Annotated in this window: 11 protein-coding genes; 5 read left to right on the top strand and 6 right to left on the bottom strand. The window is 46.8% G+C overall.

Going from position 1 to position 18008, the window contains the following annotated elements:
- Window positions 1–6 precede the first annotated feature (6 nt).
- The 3 genes from V7S65_RS26330 to V7S65_RS26320 are packed head-to-tail and all read left to right on the top strand — an operon-like array spanning window position 7 to window position 6671.
- Window positions 7–3363, top strand: a complete 3357-nt coding sequence (locus V7S65_RS26330) for a SusC/RagA family TonB-linked outer membrane protein (RefSeq protein WP_336389013.1) — start codon at window positions 7–9, stop codon at window positions 3361–3363.
- Window positions 3364–3383: 20 nt separating this feature from the next.
- The gene (locus tag V7S65_RS26325; RefSeq protein ID WP_336389014.1) at window positions 3384–4928 is read left to right on the top strand and encodes a RagB/SusD family nutrient uptake outer membrane protein; all 1545 of its coding nucleotides are present in this window, start codon (window positions 3384–3386) and stop codon (window positions 4926–4928) included.
- A gap of 21 nt (window positions 4929–4949) precedes the next feature.
- Window positions 4950–6671 carry a metallophosphoesterase gene (locus tag V7S65_RS26320; protein WP_336389015.1) on the top strand — a complete coding sequence of 574 codons (1722 nt, stop codon included), beginning with the start codon at window positions 4950–4952 and terminating at the stop codon, window positions 6669–6671.
- Between the two features lie 39 nt (window positions 6672–6710).
- Here V7S65_RS26320 and V7S65_RS26315 read toward each other — a convergent pair whose 3' ends face one another.
- The 4 genes from V7S65_RS26315 to V7S65_RS26300 all read right to left on the bottom strand — a co-directional run bounded on the left by V7S65_RS26315 (window position 6711) and on the right by V7S65_RS26300 (window position 12282).
- Window positions 6711–7454 (bottom strand): RluA family pseudouridine synthase, encoded by a 744-nt coding sequence (locus tag V7S65_RS26315; RefSeq protein WP_079471038.1) that lies wholly within the window; start codon window positions 7452–7454, stop codon window positions 6711–6713.
- A gap of 15 nt (window positions 7455–7469) precedes the next feature.
- Window positions 7470–9101, bottom strand: a complete 1632-nt coding sequence (locus tag V7S65_RS26310; protein ID WP_336389016.1) for a pseudouridine synthase — start codon at window positions 9099–9101, stop codon at window positions 7470–7472.
- A 57-nt stretch (window positions 9102–9158) separates the two neighbouring features.
- The gene (gene rlmN / locus V7S65_RS26305; protein WP_079471037.1) at window positions 9159–10202 is read right to left on the bottom strand and encodes a 23S rRNA (adenine(2503)-C(2))-methyltransferase RlmN; all 1044 of its coding nucleotides are present in this window, start codon (window positions 10200–10202) and stop codon (window positions 9159–9161) included.
- A gap of 148 nt (window positions 10203–10350) precedes the next feature.
- Window positions 10351–12282, bottom strand: a complete 1932-nt coding sequence (locus V7S65_RS26300) for a M23 family metallopeptidase (RefSeq protein ID WP_111579917.1) — start codon at window positions 12280–12282, stop codon at window positions 10351–10353.
- 200 nt (window positions 12283–12482) lie between these two features.
- On the opposite strand from V7S65_RS26300, the gene V7S65_RS26295 reads away from it, so the two are divergent.
- On the top strand, window positions 12483–13682 hold the full coding sequence (locus V7S65_RS26295; protein ID WP_336389017.1) for a thiolase family protein: 1200 nt from the start codon (window positions 12483–12485) through the stop codon (window positions 13680–13682).
- 80 nt (window positions 13683–13762) lie between these two features.
- On the opposite strand, the gene V7S65_RS26290 is transcribed toward V7S65_RS26295, so the two are convergent.
- Window positions 13763–14344: an RNA polymerase sigma factor gene (locus V7S65_RS26290; RefSeq protein ID WP_235015960.1), complete on the bottom strand. Its 582-nt coding sequence runs from the start codon at window positions 14342–14344 to the stop codon at window positions 13763–13765.
- A gap of 286 nt (window positions 14345–14630) precedes the next feature.
- Here V7S65_RS26290 and uvrA point away from each other — a divergent pair, with 286 nt between their 5' ends.
- Complete coding sequence (gene uvrA, locus V7S65_RS26285) at window positions 14631–17450, top strand: excinuclease ABC subunit UvrA (protein WP_336389018.1); 2820 nt, start codon at window positions 14631–14633, stop codon at window positions 17448–17450.
- Window positions 17451–17528: 78 nt separating this feature from the next.
- On the opposite strand, the gene V7S65_RS26280 is transcribed toward uvrA, so the two are convergent.
- Entirely contained in the window at window positions 17529–17969 is a 441-nt protein-coding gene (locus tag V7S65_RS26280; RefSeq protein ID WP_079471035.1) for a DUF4293 domain-containing protein, read from the bottom strand.
- Window positions 17970–18008: the final 39 nt, after the last annotated feature.

The following is an 18008-nucleotide window of genomic DNA, read 5'->3' as shown; positions in this document are numbered from 1 at the left end:
AAGTTTATGATGAGATGTTCATGTATACTTTTAATCGCGCAACTTACTTTTATTGGCGTACTACTGGCCGGAAACGCCCGTGGGCAGCAACTGGACAAAGTGATTGCTGTTAAGTTGGATCACGCTGGCGTGAAAGAAAGCCTGTTAACTATTCAGGCAAAGAGCGGAATCAGGTTTGTACTGCCGGAAAAGTTGCTGGCAGGACTCAAACAAAAAATCACTATTGATTCAGACCACTCAACCGTAAAATACCTGATTGAAAAGGTGTTGGAGTCAACCAATCTCGACTATAAGCTGGTAGAAGGCTATGTGGTGATTGATACCAAACCTGTTCCACAAGCGCCCGGTAAATTATCAGGAAGAGTGGTGGACGAAAAAGGCGCGCCTTTGCCCGGCGCAACAATCAGGGCGCTGGAAACCGGCCAGGTTGTTCAAAGTGACGCTAACGGCGATTACACATTCAACCTTAAACCAGGCAACTATACACTTGAAGTAACTTACGTTTCTTTCAGGTCGCAGAAATCGAATAATGTTGTTATAAAAGAAGGAAAAACCACCTCGCTTGATTTTTCCATGCAGCTGGCCGATAATAAACTGACAGAAGTAGTGGTGAGTTATGGTAAGCAGAAAAGCCGCGAAATTACAGGCTCAATTGCAACCGTTGATGCGTCGTCTTTGCAGGACATGCCGGTAACCCAGTTTGCCCAGCAGTTGCAGGGAAAAGTAGCCGGTGTCCAGGTATCCCAAACCAGCGGCCAGCCCGGGCGCGGTATGGGGTTTATTATCCGGGGCGCGGCATCTTTTTACTCAAGCAATCAACCGCTTTTTGTGATTGATGGTAACCCCATTACAGGAAGTATCAATAACATCAACCCTGCAGAAATAGAAAGCTATAGTTTTCTTAAAGACGCATCCGCCACTGCATTGTATGGATCAAGAGCCGCAAACGGTGTAGTACTCATTACCACCAAACATGCAAAGCCAGGCGACGCAAAAATTGAATTCTCCAGCTACTACGGTTTGCAGAAGATCCCTACCGGTAAACTGCCGAAGATGATGACTGCAAGAGAGTTTGCTACCTTCATGAAAGAGCGTGCAGAAGATGGATTAAAGTATGAACCTGGCTATTCCGTTTCTGCCGATTATCATGCCGCTTACGACAACCCGGAGCAGTATGGAGAAGGTACCAACTGGTTTAAATTGCTAACCAGAACGGCGCCTATTCAAAGCTATGACCTCACCGTGCGAACGGCGCGTGAACACTCTTCATCTACCGTAATAGCAGGCTACCAGGAGCAACAAGGTGTATTGATCAATACCGGCACCAAGTTATATTCAATGCGTTTTAACCAGGATTTTACCACCGAAAACAATAAGCTCAAAATAGGTTTCAACCTGGCGCCGAGTTACCGGACGGATCATAACAACAGGTTGAATAGTGACGGTGTGGGCGGATACTTTGAAAGGTTCTTCGAGGCCAGTCCATTGGCAAGTCCTTATAATGCAGATGGTTCCTACACGCGCAACGTTTCTTCTCCAGGTATGGTGGCCTATATCAATCCACTCGCTACTTATGAATTAACCAACGACGATTATAAAACAACCCGCATACTCGGTAACATTTACCTGAACTATGAATTCCTGCCGGGATTAAGTATCAAGGGCAATCTGGCGGCAGATAAAGGCGCTGAAACACGCAAGTATTTCCAGTCGGGTTTGGTTACTGGCACACAGGGACAAACCATCGGAGCCAGCTCGGCAGTTGATAACGGCTCATGGACCGCAGAAGGAAACCTGGTGTATAACAGAACCTTCTTTAAAGATCATAATATAGAGGCATTGGTAGGCTACTCGGCGCAGGAATTCAGCACCTATAATAACACACTGACAGGCCTCGGTTTCACCAGTGATGATATTGAATACCTCGGTGCCGCCACCAGTGTTACCGGTAGCAGTGGTGCGGGATCCTATTCATTATTGTCGACCATAGGCCGGGTGAATTATAATTATAAAGGGAAGTATCTTTTGTCTGCAGCACTCAGACGCGATGGTTCCTCAAAATTCGGAGAGAATACACAGTGGGGCAGTTTCCCGTCAGTAGCTGCGGGTTGGATCGTTAGCGATGAATCATTTATGAAGAATGTAAAAGGCGTTAACTTCCTTAAACTACGGGCCAGTTACGGGATCACAGGTAATAACTTCTTCGCCGGTAACTATGATCCACAGGCCACTATCGGCACTTATTACTACAACTTTAATAACGTAATCACCCAGGGACAAACCATCAACCGGCTGCCTAATAAGGATTTGAGATGGGAGCGCAACAAGCAGTTCGATATCGGTCTGGAGCTGGGCGTATTGGATAACCGCCTCACTTTTACCTACGATTATTACCGCAAATTAACGGATGGACTGATTCAACAACGCTCCATACCTACATCGTCCGGGTTTAACCAAATCATTTTCAATGTGGGTGAACTTAAAATGTGGGGACATGAATTTTCTGTGAGTTCTAAAAACCTCACCGGTAGCCTGAAATGGAATACCAGCCTGGCGTTATCGTTCGACAGGAACCTGATTACCAACCTCGTAGATCCCGGTTATATCAGGAGAAATGTAACGGTGAGTTCAGATTATTACCGCCAGCAGGTAGGACATCATTTGGGTGAGTTTTACGGATTTGTTTTTGAAGGATTATATAAAGATGCTGCCGACCTTGCCAACTCTCCCAAGTATTTAAGTACTACTGCCAAGCCAAACGGTAACTCTGATATCGGAACAATCAAGGTGAAGGACATCAACGGTGATGGCGTTATTGATGATGTGAACGACCGCACCTTTATTGGCGATCCTACGCCAACATTTACCGGCGGTATCGTGAACAACTTCAGGTATAAAAATTTTGACCTGAACATTGACATGACCTTTTCTGTTGGCGGAAAAATCCTGAACGCGGCTAAATGGGCCTATCAAACAAACATGGATGGTTCCCGTCTTCCGCTGGCCGCTGCTGCCGATCGCTGGCGCTCAGAAGAAAACCCGGGATCGGGCATTTATCCGCGTACCAAATCAGGTACCACCGCAATGGGAAGACAGGTAAACAGTCAATGGATAGAAGATGGATCTTATCTCACTGCCAAAAATATAACACTTGGATATACTGTGCCTTTAAGAAACGCGATGATAAAAAACCTGAGGGTTTTTGCATCTATACAACAGGCGTTTGTATTAACGGGCTATTCAGGAATGAATCCGGAAATAAATGTGGGCGGCTCTGATCCTACGTCGGGTGTTGGTGTAGATGAAAATGCCTATCCTATACCAAGAACCTTTTCTCTTGGATTCACCACCACATTTAAATAATCATTTAACACTGACAAAATATGAAAAAGCTATATACAGTGATGATCCTTTTGTGTGCAGTGACAATATCCTGCAGCAAGGATTTTATCGAACGGTCGCCTGAAGATGCATATACCGACGACGTATTTTATAAAACGGAGCAACAATTCAGATCGGCTGTAGTGGCCGCCTATGCACCACTCCGGGATGTGCTGGTGAATGATTATTTTACTTCAGAAATGCACTCTGATAACACCATTTATCAGGCTATACCAGGTAACAGGGGTACTTCTATTGTGGAACGTGAAAACATTTCCGACTTTACCAATACCTCTACCAATGCTTATGTAGCAGCCACCTGGCAGCATAGTTATACCGGCATCTCCCGTTGTAATATCATTATCGAAAGATTGAAAGGCGCTGATCTTAAAGATGAAGTAAAAGCAAACCTCGATGGACAGGCAAAATTCTTAAGGGCGCTCAACTACTTTAAACTCGTGCGCTTATACGGTGGCGTTCCACTGTTTATAAAAGAAGTGACTACGGCAGATGAGGCATTTAAGGCTCGTGCCACCGAAGCAGAAGTATATGCCCAGATCATTGCGGATGCACAGGACGCTATCGCTGAACTGGCGCCACCAGCAAAGTTCCCGCAAACAGGAGAGGCTACCAAAGGATCTGCGACTATACTACTCGCCGAAGTGTATGCCACGCAGAAAAAATGGGCAGATGCAGAGAAGCTGCTAAACAGTATGCTGACTATGGGCTATGATCTTAATGCAAACTATGCAGATGCCTTTATGCCAGCGAATAAGAATAGTAAGGAATCGGTTTTTGAAATCCAGTTTCTCGGAGGTACATTAACAGGTGCTACGCCCAATGTGTTGTCTTTTCATTTTTTACCAAGAAGTAAAGACACTAAACTGCTAACGGGTATTTCTATTGACAATACCAGCACAGGTGGATGGAATACGCCCAGTAATGATCTGATCAGTGATTTTGAAGCCGGCGACAGTCGCCTGGAAGCCTCTGTCGGCATTGCAGAAGGCACCTATGATGCCAGCAACTACTTTAAATATTCAGCCGCAAAAAGCATTATCAATTACGTTCCTGCCACGGGAAAAATTGGTGTGCCGTACATAAAAAAGTATCTGCATGCTCCGCTGGAATCACCTACCGGCTCCGGTGATGATTTTCCTATCTACCGTTTTTCTGATGCATTGCTCTTATTGGCAGAAGCCTTAAATGAACAGGGTAAATCTTCCGATGCACTAACGCCGTTGAACCGGGTAAGGAGAAGAGCAGGGTTGGCCGATTTCACTAATACAGATCCCGCCCAGCTGCGCGCCGCTATTTTTCATGAACGCAGGGTGGAACTGGCATTTGAAAACCATCGCTGGACAGATCTGCTCAGGAGCGGTAAGGCGCTATCTGTGATCAATGCCTTTGGCGTTAAGATCAGGGAACAACTGCCATATCTTTCTTCAGATGCGTACGTGATTGATCAGCATCACCTGTTATTTCCCATACCTCAGAATGAGGTGGGACTCAATCCAAAGATCATCCAGAACCCCGGCTACTTTTAATAGTTTTCAAACCAGCATATCATGATGATGAAAAGAGGCTTTTGTATACTGCTACTGTTAACGATGGGTGGCTTTAGCAATGCACAACAAAAAGAAGAAGATGAGTTTTCTATTGCCGTAATTCCGGATACCCAATATTACACTGCAGAGAAGAACGGTGGAAAGAAAGAAATGTTTACTGCACAAACGGAGTGGATTGTAAAAAATGCGGCAAAGGAGAACATCAGATATGTGATCCATCTGGGAGACATCTCTGAGGACGGTGAAAAATTTCCGCAACAATGGGTCAATGCAGCGGCATCCATGTATCTGCTGGAAAAACCGCAACCCGGGTATCTGCAGGGTATTCCGTATGGCATGGCCGTAGGAAATCACGACCAGACTAAAAGTCAATACCCGCTGAGTGGTAAAACAGATCAGTACAACAAGTATTTCGGCATCGAACATTTTAAGGGTAAAAAATGGTACGGGGGGCACTATGGCGATAATAATGATAGTCACTACGATCTTTTTGAAGCCGGTGGTATTAAATTTATCAGCATCTTTTTAGAGTATGATTCTTATGGGGAAGATATTGAAGGGATGAACAAATGGGCCAGCCAGGTATTGGAGAAATACAGCGACAGGAAGGCGATCCTTGTGAGTCATTCTATCATTCATTTTAATAAAACAACAGGTACTAACAAGAAGGGGTTTCCGAAATTTTCAAAACAGGCGCAACGTGTGTTCGACCGGCTGAAAAGTTACCCTAACGTGATGTTAACCTTATCAGGACATGTGGGCGATAACGGCGAAGGGTATCGTCAGGATGGCTACGCCGGGAATATTATCCGGTCATTTTTATCCGACTACCAGAGCCGGCCAAATGGTGGTCATGGGTTAATGCGTTTGATGAAGTTTTCGAAATCGAAAGACCTGATCAGTGTACGTACTTTTTCGCCTTACACAGGTGAAGAAGAAAAGGATGCAGATAGCGAGTTTACACTGCCGTGGTTTCATCATACCAACGTAGCCCGTTATCATGATTACGACAATGACCAGCATACCGACATTGCCTTCTTTTCCCATGGTGTATGGAAGATAGCAGGGCAGCCCGATATAGCGTTTGGAAAAGAAGGAGACATTCCTGCACCAGCGGATTATAACGGTGACGGTAAAACGGAGTTAGCTGTATTCCGGCCTTCCGAAGGTAAGTTTTATCTCCAGGGTGGGGAAGTAGTTACACTTGGACAAGCAGGTGATATCCCGGTGTGCGGAGATTACGACGGCGATGGTTTTGCAGAGGTGGCAGTGTACCGCCCAGCTACGCTTACCTGGTATTTTGATGGCCTGGACAGTATCCGGTTCGGGCATAAAAATGGTATTCCCGTTCCGGCGGATTATGACGGAGATAGCATGCTGGACGTAGGCGTATTTCGTACGGATAATTCGTTGTGGCAAACAAGTTTGGGTAATATTCCGTTGCAGGTAAAGCATATCCCCGGCGACATTCCTGTTCCGGGTGATTACGATGGCGATGGCAGAGCAGAAATGGCAGTGTTTCGGCCTTCCACCGGTGAATGGATCATTGACAGGTTTAAAGAACCGGTAAAGCTTGGGAAAGAAGGAGATATCCCGGTTCCCGGGAATTATTTCAGAGATGGAAAAACTTACCCGGCTGTTTACAGGGATGGTAAGATCTATCTTGAAAACGGTCATACCATAACAGCCAATCAGGGGAAGATAACAGAGCTGGTAAAATAAAATTAAAAGAGCCGTGTACAATACACGGCTCTTTTAATTTTATTCTTCGCCTGCGGGCTGCTTACCACGGTGTTTCCGCAGTTGCGTTAACAGGGCACTCATATCTTTTGGCAGCGGTGCTTCAATCGTATATTCCTTGCCGGAAGGATCTTTGAAGATCAGCATAGACGCATGCAGGGCCAGCCTGCTGAGTAATGGCCGCTCTTCTTCTGTATGTTTGCCTAACTTGAATTTTTTCTTGATAGAAGATAACAGCACCGGTTGCGCGCTGCCGTAAAATTCATCTACCGCAATGGGGTGTCCCAGGTACTTCATATGCACCCTGATCTGGTGGGTACGGCCGGTATGGATCTGCATCCTTACCAGGCTGTAAAGGCCAAATTCTTCCAGTACTTCATAATCTGTAGAGGATGGCTTCCCCTTGCGGTTAGTCACCATCTTACCCTTTTGCACAGGATGTTCCATGATCCCTTCACTCACATTGCCCTGCTTAGGTACTGGTTGACCACTTACCAGTCCGAGGTAAAACTTCTTTACATCCCTGCTTTCAAAAAGCTGCGAGAAATATTTATGCGCTGCTTCGTTGCGTGCAAACAGGATAATGCCACTGGTTTCGCGGTCGAGCCGGTGTACCGTGAATATTTCCCCGTAAGCTTTTTTCATGATGGCTATCAGGGAGGTAAGCTCATTATCATGACGGTCGGGCAACGTAAGCATTCCTGAAGGCTTGTTGACTACAACAAAATCAGGCGTTTCGAGTATAATATGTTCTGATAATCGCATTCCGTAAATCGGCAGTTATTTTTTAAAGTGTTTCAGCAGGATTACTTCTTTCTCATTGAGGAAGCGCCACTGCCCACGGTTCAGTGTTTTTTTGGTAAGACCCGCATACATTACACGGTCCAGTTTTTCCACTGTATATTCCAGGTGTTCAAAGATGCGGCGGACAATGCGGTTTTTACCACTGTGAATTTCAATGCCCACCTGTTTTTTATCTTTCGGATCCACATAACCCAGCGCGTCTACCAGGGCCACGCCATCTTCCAGGGTTACGCCTGCAATGATTTGCTCGAAGTCGGTTTTAGTCAGTGGTTTATCCAGTTCTACCTGGTAAATCTTTTTGATGTTGTGTTTGGGATGAGCCAGGCGTTGTGCCAGTTCACCATCATTGGTGAGCAGCAACAGGCCGGAGGTATTACGATCAAGGCGTCCTACAGGGTATACCCTTTCGTTTTCTGCGGCATCCTGGATCAGGTCCATTACTGTTTTGCGGCCTTCCGGATCATCGGTGGTAGTAATGTAGCCTTTGGGTTTATTCAGGAGAATGTATACCAGGTTTTTAGTCGGGGTAATTTTTTTATCCTGCATAGTTACCACATCGCTGCTGGTTACTTTGGTAGCGGGTTCTGTTACCACTTTGCCATTCACGGTTACCTTGCCTTCCTTGATCAGGTCTACTGCTTTTCTGCGGGAGCAAAGACCACAATGGGCCACAAATTTATTCAGCGGCATTTCACCGGGGCCAAATATGCTTTCTTTGCCTTCGTTCGTATGTTCGTGATCGTTAGCGCCTCTTACTTTTGTGCCTTTTTTTTTATCCTGTTTATCGGCGAAGCGTTCGTTGGTTTTATCAAAGAACTTTTTACGGTTGAAGCCACTTGGTGTTTCTTTTCCGCCTTTTTTCTTTTCTCCGTGGAAGTGAAAAGCGCTGTTGTCGTCCGTTTTCTTAGCGGCGCCTGCACCGTAGGTACGTTTGCGCGGGGCTCTTTCACGGCTTTCTTCTTTATCGAAGCTGCGTACACGTTCCGGACGTTCACCATCTTTTCTGAATGCGCTGAATGCGCGTTCGCCATCGGGTTTATCTTTCTTGTCTTTAAAGTCGTTGTCGTTGCTGCGTTTGTGGAAAGGCTTTTCGTCTTTGTCGAAACGTTTACGGGCGCCTGGTTTTTCATCGCGGCCGAAGGAGCGTTTGTCATCGCTTCTGCCGAAAGAGCGTTTATCGTCGCTTTTACCAAAAGAGCGTTTATCATCACTTCTGCCGAAAGAACGTTTTTCTTCGCCTTTTTCGCCAAAGCTGCGTTTGAACGGAGGTTTCTCTTCGCTGCTGCCGGTGCTGCGTTTGCCGCGTTGAGGTTTATCATTTCCAAAGCTATCGGTAGCGGGTCCTTTTTTGCGGGCCGGTCTGCCGTTGCTGTCGAAAGTGCGTTTGCGGAAAGCAGGTTTTTCATCACCGGCGCTTTCGCCACCAAAACGGGGCCTGCGGGATGAGGAGCTGTCGTCAGCGCTGCGGTTATCTTTTGCAGATGCTCTTCCTGGCCTTTCGCCATCAGCGGAGGAGCGGTTGCGGTTGCCTGCTGGTTTGTCGCTTTTACCAAATTTGTTATCCCTTGATGGACCAAACCCTTTTTTAGCAGGTTGTTTTTTCTTCATAAATTATTATTGATTGATGATCATGCGTGCATGACCAATAGGAATATTGTTATAGTATCAGCCTTTATTGGCGAGTTGTCCGCATGCCGCATCGATATCTTTACCACGGCTGCGACGCAATCTTGCATTCACCCGGTTTTTGGCAAGATATTCCATGAACTCTTCTGCTTTTTTGGCGTCCGGTTTCTGGAACCGGGCCATATCAATCGGGTTGTATTCGATGATGTTTACCAGATCAGCGGGAACCTGCCTGTATATTTTAATCAGCTCATCAGCATCTTCTTTTGAGTCGTTAAAATCTTTGAAGAGGATATATTCGAAAGAAATTTCGTTTTCAGTAGCCTTGTAGAAGTAGTTCAGCGCATCTATCAATTCCTTCAGGTTGTTGGAATCGTTGATAGGCATAATTTCACTGCGTTTCTTGTCATTGGCGGCGTGTAAAGACAGCGCCAGGTTAAAGCGTACTTTATCGTCGCCCAGCTGGCGGATCATTTTGGCCACGCCGGCGGTAGAAACGGTAATACGTTTTGGCGACATGCCCAGTCCGTCGGGGGAAGTGATACGCTCAATGGCCTGTAATACATTCTTGTAGTTAAGCAGGGGTTCGCCCATGCCCATGAACACGATGTTGCTCAGCTTTTTGCCGGATGATTCCAGGGCTTGCTTATTCAGCAGCGCCACTTCATCATAAATTTCATCGTAATCGAGGTTGCGCTTGCGTTCCATGTAGCCGGTCGCACAAAACTTGCAGCTTAGGCTGCAGCCTACCTGTGAGGATACACAGGCGGTTTGCCGGCTGTCGGTCGGAATCAGCACACCTTCCACCAGGTGATTATCGTGTAAGCGGAAACGGCTTTTGATGGTACCATCATTGCTTTGCTGTACGGTATCCACCTTTACAGCAGGAAGGGAAAAATGCTCCGTTAATTTTTGTCGTAATTCTTTAGAGAGGTTGGTCATTGCCTCAAAACTATCGGCATGCCGCAGCCAAAGCCACTCGTATACCTGTTTTGCACGGAAAGGCTTTTCGCCTATTGACCCGAAATATTCCTGTAAAGCCGGTAAACTTAAATGCCGGATGTTTTTATTGTCAGACTTCATTATCATTAATTGAGCAGTTGGCTGCCTTACGGCAGTCGGAAAGTAACGGCAAAGATACGTAATATTGGCGTACTGACAGAATGTCCTTTAAAACTGAATGCCACAGCCGTTTCCAGCTGTGGCATCCGCTTATAAAGGCGTATTCGGCTTATTTCATCCAGATAGCGGCAAAATGGGAGGAATTGTCGTATCCCTGGATCCTGAACAGCCGGTATCCCTGGGCCGTCAGGTCGGTGAACTTAGCCTGGTAGTCGGACGGAGTCATATTCATATACGAATAGTACGCCTTGTTCTTAGGCCACCAGAGCCCACCTACGTTATTCTGGCTCCCGTTTTCCTCGATGTTTACATTCACTGTCATCAGACCTGCTTTATTTAATTCCTCGAACTTCTTTGTAAAGTCGTTGGTATTCATGCCATAATACATGTAAAACCCTCCGGGATTGCTGCTGCCAAATACCCCGGCATGGTAGCGTTTACCGCCGGCATAGTATACTACGTGCTCGGTTACGCGCATTTTCTGCTGTTCCACGTAGGTTTTCCATTTGGCGGCATATACTTCATCTGTTGCATTGTGTACGGCGGCAAAGTTTTCATTGCCTCTTTTCTGCCAGATAGCGGTAAACAATGGATTACCGGCGTTATCGTTGGTAACGGAGATCTGCCGGGGAATATATCCTTTGCCATAATATTCGTCGAAGTACTGCTGGTACTGGGTGCTGTTCATGTTAATGCGGCAATACCAGGCGCCGGGAAGTCCCTGCTGGAAAGAGCCGGATGCGAGGTACTGGTTACCGGATTTATGTACGCTCAAAGTTTGCAGTGCCATCCCCATGCCGGTATAGTAGCCCCAGTATTGGGTGATATACTGCACCGGTACATTGTGGAAAGAAGGATAGAAAGGTGCAAAGAAGCGGTTAAATCCGCCGTTGGCGCCTATTTCATAGCAGGAGCTGTTGCTGCTTTCTGAAGTAGCATACACACCATAGGGATCTACTTCCATCCAGTCGGCGCCAGTACCGGGACTTTTCACCCAGAGCATAAAATGCAGGTGGTTGTTGCCGGTATTGGGATTGGTAGGGGTGCCGTCCTGGTTAAGTCCCCAGCCGGCGCCACCAAAGCCCGTGTTACCAGCCCAGGCAATTTGCTGGCCGGCGTATACATAATCTCCCGCTTTTACTTTCAGCTTTTGGGCGTTGGTACCCCACAGTAATTGTGACGGGTTGGGGAGGTTGGCAAATTTTTTATACTTGGTATCGCGGGCGTCTTTGTCGTTGGGGTCATTCACTTTAATGACTTTTGCGTTCGCCACATCATGATCAAAACCGCCACGGAGGTGGAAGTAGCCGGTGCGATAGGATGTTCCGTCTGCTGCTTTATGTTCTATGATCACCACATTTCCGAAGAAGGGGTCCCACATGGCGGTCACTACTTTTCCGGCGGCGGAAGCGTATACGCCAAAGGTTGGATCGATGCCAGGGCCATAGGCGTCGCTGGTTTTGAGGTAATCCACTGAGCCATGGCCATTGCCGTTATCATACTTCCAGGCGCCTGCCGGATACACTTTGCTGTTGGTATACGGGAGGAAGAAGGGAACTTTGGGCGACAGGCTGCTGGCAAAGGTGCGTGCATCGTTTTCGTTGCTGAACACCGCTGCAGGAGAGGCGTACATCAGGCTTTTATTGGCTACTTCATCTTTGATGGAATAGCTGCAGCAGCCGATAGTTACGGTCGGAGGCGTGCAATAGAGCGGTGCGTTCACTTTTTTAACGGTGATCACTTTGTCCGGCAGCAACTGGAGGTTATCGATATTGATTTGCCGTGCGGTGGTGTTGTCCGCAGCCAGGTTCCATCTGGGGGCGGCGCGGAGATTTCTTACGTTTACGGCGCCACGGGGCGTTGCTACCTGCCGGGACGGTTCCGGGCCTTCCATGATTTTGGCAGTGGGTTTAATGGGTCTGTACAAAAGTTCGGAGAGGTTCGCCTCATTTTCACCCGCGGGTTGTTGGGCTTTCACAATTACAGGTGTAGTGCTGAGCAAACAGATTGCCAGCCACACCACGCTACTTAGGTGTTTCATTTTGGGGTTATTTTTTGATAGAATTAATGACAGCGGCAAAACTAGGCCCGGCAAGGGGAGGAGTCAAGCAACAATTACTGAAAGGCGGGAATCCGGTTATATCTGGCGGTTTTTGCGAATTTCTGTGCAAAAGGGGCGTTATGTTTTATTGGTTGAGTTGGCGGGATGTGTTTTATTTGCATATAAACCAAAACAACCACATGCAAGTTGCATATATTGTAGATGCGGTGCGTACGCCGATAGGCCGTTACGGGGGCGCATTAAGTACCGTCCGCCCGGATGATCTGCTGGCTCATCTGCTGAAGGCGTTGATGGAAAGAAATCCTTCTCTCGATCCTGCTGTAATAGAAGATGTAATTGCCGGCGCTGCCAACCAGGCCGGTGAAGATAACCGGAATGTGGCGCGTATGGCCGCATTGCTGGCTGGTTTGCCGGTAACTGTTGCCGGTAATACTGTAAATCGTTTATGTGCTTCCGGTATGCAGGCGATCATGGATGCCGCCCGTGCAGTGATGTGTGGTGAAGGAGACGTGTACCTGGCCGGCGGCGTGGAAAGCATGACCCGTGCGCCTTTTGTGATGAGTAAATCCGACGGTGCTTTCAGCCGTAAAACTGAGATGTATGATTCCACTATTGGCTGGCGTTTCACTAATAAAAAACTGGCCGATATGTATTATCCTTTTTCTATGGGAGAAACCGCAGAAAATGTGGCGAACCAGTGGAATATTGGCCGGGAGGAGCAGGACCTTTTTGCGTTAAAAAGTCAAACGCTTTACAGGCAAGCCCTGGATGCCGGTAAATGGCAGGATGAAATTATCCCGGTGCCCATCACTCCCAATAAAGAAGAGCAGGTGATTTTTTCTAAAGATGAACATCCGCGCGATACCACACTGGAGAAGCTCGCCGGCTTACGTCCTGCATTTGCAAAAGGCGGCTCTGTTACAGCCGGTAATTCTTCCGGTATCAACGATGGCGCAGCTGCGGTGTTAATTGTATCTGAAAAGGCATTGAAGCAGTTTAATCTTCGGCCGCTGGCGCAAATAAAAAGCATGGCAGTAGCGGGAGTAGATCCTTCAATTATGGGGATAGGCCCGGTGCCGGCATCAAAGAAGGCTTTGCTGCGCGCGGGCATCACGGCGGACCAGCTGCACCTGGCTGAACTGAATGAAGCGTTTGCGGCACAGTCGCTCGCCTGTATGCGCGATCTGGCATTAAATCCGGATATCGTGAATGTAAATGGGGGCGCTATTGCTATTGGTCACCCGCTGGGGTGTAGTGGTGCGCGGATTACGGCTACGCTGCTGCATGAAATGAAACGAAGGGACGGAGCTAAATATGGTTTGGCTACCATGTGCGTAGGAGTGGGGCAGGGCGCTGCTATGATATTTGAACGTTTATAAAAACAGACCTTCCCTAAAATAGCGAGCGGTCGGACATTACATCCGGCCGCTCGTTGCTGGCAAGCAAAAAAAAGGGTTCCTCATAGACAGATTTGTTTCTCCGTCATCATTTTCCGGAGATTGATCAGACCATAACGCATCCGACCTAGTGCGGTATTGATACTCACTTGCGTGAGATCGGCAATTTCTTTAAAGCTTAATTCGGCATAGTGTCGCAGGATAATTACTTCCCGCTGTTCTTCCGGCAGCATGTCCAGCATTCTGCGAACGCGGTCATGACTCTGACGGGTAATGAGCTTTTCTTCTGCACAGCTGTCGCTGAAGCCCAGCACATCAAAGATGTCTTTGTCATCTCCGGTCCTGATCATTGGTGTACGCTTGATCTTCCGGAAATGATCCACACACAGGTTATGCGCAATGCGCATCGCCCAGGGTAAAAACTTTCCCTTTTCAGTATAACGTTCGGCCCTGATGGTGTCAATAATCTTAATGAAGGTGTCCTGGAAAATATCTTCCGCAAGGAATGAATCTTTCACCAGTAACAGGATAGAAGTGAACACCTTATCTTTATGACGGTGAACCAACTCTTCTAATGCGGAAGAATGCCCCTTTTTAAAGAGGGTAATCAACTGCTCATCGCACAATTTGTACATTACTTGCATAAACTTCTACAACTAGGCGGGTTAGTAAATAATTACAGACTTTACAGCCAGTTTGGTTGTTTTAATTAAGTAGAGTTTAAGCGATATTGAACAGTTTTAGTTAATGATGATTTTTGGATTGTCCAGCGAGATAGATCTGGTCCTATGCAAATATAAAAGATTAGTTCAATAAAACAAATAATAAAAAATCGCTTTCAGCGCATAGGTATTAGCTTTTAGCGTATTGCGGACATCTGTAAAAAGCAAGCCGCCGAACTAACATCTTTTCCCTTAAATTTGTTCCGTCATGGCAACAAAAGTAAAGAAACAAACAAGCATAATTGATCCTCAGGAAGTTAGCCCACAGGACCATATTTTCATAAAAGGAGCCAGGGTACATAATCTTAAGAATGTAAGCGTCTCCATTCCCCGCAGTAAGCTGGTAGTTGTTACTGGTGTGTCCGGTTCCGGGAAATCCTCCCTCACTATGGATACGCTGTACGCGGAAGGCCAGCGCAGGTATGCGGAAAGCTTAAGTTCTTATGCCCGTCAGTTCCTGATGCGGATGAACAAACCGGATGTAGACTACATCAAGGGAATTTGTCCCGCGATTGCGATTGAGCAGAAAGTGATTACCCGTACGCCCCGTTCTACCGTGGGATCGATGACGGAAATTTATGACTATCTGCGGTTGCTGTATGGAAGGGTGGGTAAAACCTATTCCCCCATCTCCGGAAAACTGGTAAAAAAACATGAAGTAAGTGATGTGGTGGATTATATCACAAAACTGAAAAATGGCACAAAAGTGTTACTCCTTGCTCCCTTCCGCAGGCATGCCAAAAGAGAGGTAAAAGAAGAACTGAACATCCTGGTGCAGAAAGGCTTTTCCCGTTTATACATGCCCGGTAGTGAAGGTACCGGACTGGTACGCATAGAAGAACTGCTGGAACAGAAGAAAATAACGGTTCCGGATAATGCATGGGTGCTCATAGATCGTTTGGTAGCAAAGGATTTTGAGGAAGATGATAAACATCGTATAGCCGACAGCGTACAAACCGCCTTTTATGAAAGTGAAGGCGATTGCTACGTGGAAATTGATGGTAAGGAGATGCAGCATTTTGCCAACCGCTTTGAACTGGATGGTATCCAGTTTGAAGAACCGGTACCCAACCTGTTCTCTTTCAATAATCCATATGGCGCATGTCCTACCTGTGAAGGTTTCGGACAGGTGCTGGGCATCGATGCCGACCTGGTGATCCCCGACAAACGGTTAAGCGTATTTGAAGGCGCCGTGGCCCCGTGGCGCGGAGAAAAAATGGGCGAATACAAAGAAGCGCTCATAAAAACCGCGCGCAAATTTGGTTTCCCGGTGCATAAGCCCATCGCAGAACTTACCGATGAACAGGTGAAATTACTCTGGACGGGTAACGAACACTTTTACGGGTTGAACGAGTTCTTTAAAATGGTGGAACAAAACCTGTACAAGGTGCAATACCGCGTGTTACAGGCCCGCTATCGCGGACGCACCGTTTGCCCGGATTGTGGCGGCGGACGTTTACGCAAAGAAGCGCTTTATATAAAAGTAGGCGACCGCAGTATCGCCGAACTGGTAGATATGCCGGTGTCCAATCTGAAGGAATGGTTCGACAACCTGCAACTCAATGAGTTTGAACAACAGATCGGGAAGCGTATCCTGCTTGAAATTAATCACCGGATTAAAACCTTACTGGATGTAGGTTTAGGATACCTTACCCTGAACCGTGTGGCCAATACCCTCAGTGGTGGCGAAAGCCAGCGTATTCAGCTTACCCGCACCCTGGGAAGTAACCTCACCAATTCCATGTATATTCTTGATGAACCCAGCATAGGACTGCATGCGCGGGATACCCACCGCCTGATTGCGGTACTGAAAGAATTGCGCGACCTCGGGAATACCGTGGTGGTAGTGGAACATGATGAGCAGATGATGGAGGAAGCCGACTATATCATCGATATGGGGCCACTGGCGAGTCACCTGGGCGGTGAAGTTATTTTTGAAGGCACCTATCCGCAGATCTTAAAAGATGGTAAAAGCCTTACCGGTAAGTATCTCAGCGGCCAGTTTACGATTGATCCGCCGGCGAAAGTACGTAAATGGAAAAAAGCGATTACCGTTGAAGGCGCCCGTCAGCATAACCTGAAAGACATTACCGTTGATTTTCCTTTACAGGTATTAACCGTGATCAGTGGTGTGAGCGGATCGGGTAAAACCACGCTGGTTAAACAAATCCTGTACCCGGCCCTGATGAAGCTGAAAGGTGAATTTGCAGAAAGGGTAGGAAATCACAAAGCGCTCAAAGGTGCGCTGGACGACGTTACACAGGTGGAAATGATTGACCAGAACCCAATCGGTAAATCGTCACGTTCCAACCCGGTAACTTATATCAAAGCGTATGATGAGATCCGGGATCTGTATTCCAAACAGCCACTGAGCAAGATGCGCGGCTTCCAGCCAAAACATTTCTCCTTTAACGTTGATGGCGGCCGTTGCGACGCATGTAAAGGCGAAGGGGAAGTGATTGTGGAAATGCAATTCCTCGCAGATGTACATCTTACCTGCGAAAGCTGCGGTGGTAAACGCTTTAAAGACGAAGTACTCGAAGTAACCTATAAAGGGAAAAATATTTATGAAGTACTGGAAATGGGAGTAGACGAAGCGCTGGAATTTTTCAAAGAGGAAAAAGATGTGTGCAACAAAATACGCCCGTTGAGCAGTGTGGGACTGGGATATGTAAAACTCGGACAAAGCAGTGATACACTGAGTGGTGGCGAGGCACAGCGTGTGAAGCTGGCGTCTTTCCTGGGTAAGGGAAAAGCCCAGGGACACATCCTGTTTATTTTCGATGAACCTACTACCGGCCTGCATTTTCATGATATTAAAAAATTGCTGGACTCCTTCAATGCCCTTATTGAACAGGGACATACCGTACTGGTCATTGAACACAACCTGGATGTGATCAGGAGTGCCGACTGGGTAATTGATCTTGGGCCTGAAGGCGGCGCTGGTGGCGGTAATTTACTGTATGCCGGCGTACCGGAAGGATTGAAAAAAGTAAAAGAAAGTTATACCGGGAAGTTCCTGAAATAAAGATATAGATTAAAAAAGCCATTGTCTTTACACACGTAAAGACAATGGCTTTTTTATGCGAAGGACTTTACATCCTGTTTATCTTAGTCTGTCCAGTGATTTGATCAGTTTCTCATCTTTATAAATTCCCCTGGCTGCGAGGAATAAAAGTATGATGACAACGATAGGTAAGAAAGATGCAGGCAAATAAGACGCCGAGGTAATGGTAATGCCGCCGGTGTTCAGTTTATTAGCCGTTTGCTGTACCACATAATATTGATATGCCAGCGCTCCGAACCCAAAAAGAATGTTAAATATTGTCAGCCGGAACTGCAGTTTACGTTTCTTAAAAAGGAAAATAGTGACGAGGGCCAGCAGGATAATAATGATGTACAGTACAAACAGGAGATAGTTGCTGGAAGCGTTTACAGATTGTTTTACGCCATTGGAAAGGGTAGCTCTCCACAAATCGAAAGACAGAGCAGCAGCGCCTGCGGCGGCAGCCAATAGCAGATAGAGACTCTGGATGCGTTGTATCATGATATTTACGAATGTTTAACGCTGTAAAAGTAAGTAATT

The organism is Chitinophaga sp. CCNWYY40 (assembly GCF_037483205.1).
Taxonomy (GTDB): Bacteria; Bacteroidota; Bacteroidia; order Chitinophagales; family Chitinophagaceae; genus Chitinophaga; species Chitinophaga ginsengisegetis.
The sequence above is the reverse complement of the archived record's forward strand: the minus strand, read 5'-3'. Positions and strand labels throughout refer to the sequence as shown.

Excerpts from the sequence above, each read along its gene's own strand:
- V7S65_RS26330 (WP_336389013.1), top strand. The coding sequence starts at position 7 with ATGATGAGATGTTCATGTATACTTTTAATCGCGCAACTTACTTTTATT.
- V7S65_RS26325 (WP_336389014.1), top strand. The coding sequence starts at position 3,384 with ATGAAAAAGCTATATACAGTGATGATCCTTTTGTGTGCAGTGACAATA.
- V7S65_RS26320 (WP_336389015.1), top strand. The coding sequence starts at position 4,950 with ATGATGATGAAAAGAGGCTTTTGTATACTGCTACTGTTAACGATGGGT.
- V7S65_RS26315 (WP_079471038.1), bottom strand. The coding sequence starts at position 7,454 with ATGCGATTATCAGAACATATTATACTCGAAACGCCTGATTTTGTTGTA.
- V7S65_RS26310 (WP_336389016.1), bottom strand. The coding sequence starts at position 9,101 with ATGAAGAAAAAACAACCTGCTAAAAAAGGGTTTGGTCCATCAAGGGAT.
- rlmN (WP_079471037.1), bottom strand. The coding sequence starts at position 10,202 with ATGAAGTCTGACAATAAAAACATCCGGCATTTAAGTTTACCGGCTTTA.
- V7S65_RS26300 (WP_111579917.1), bottom strand. The coding sequence starts at position 12,282 with ATGAAACACCTAAGTAGCGTGGTGTGGCTGGCAATCTGTTTGCTCAGC.
- V7S65_RS26295 (WP_336389017.1), top strand. The coding sequence starts at position 12,483 with ATGCAAGTTGCATATATTGTAGATGCGGTGCGTACGCCGATAGGCCGT.
- V7S65_RS26290 (WP_235015960.1), bottom strand. The coding sequence starts at position 14,344 with ATGCAAGTAATGTACAAATTGTGCGATGAGCAGTTGATTACCCTCTTT.
- uvrA (WP_336389018.1), top strand. The coding sequence starts at position 14,631 with ATGGCAACAAAAGTAAAGAAACAAACAAGCATAATTGATCCTCAGGAA.
- V7S65_RS26280 (WP_079471035.1), bottom strand. The coding sequence starts at position 17,969 with ATGATACAACGCATCCAGAGTCTCTATCTGCTATTGGCTGCCGCCGCA.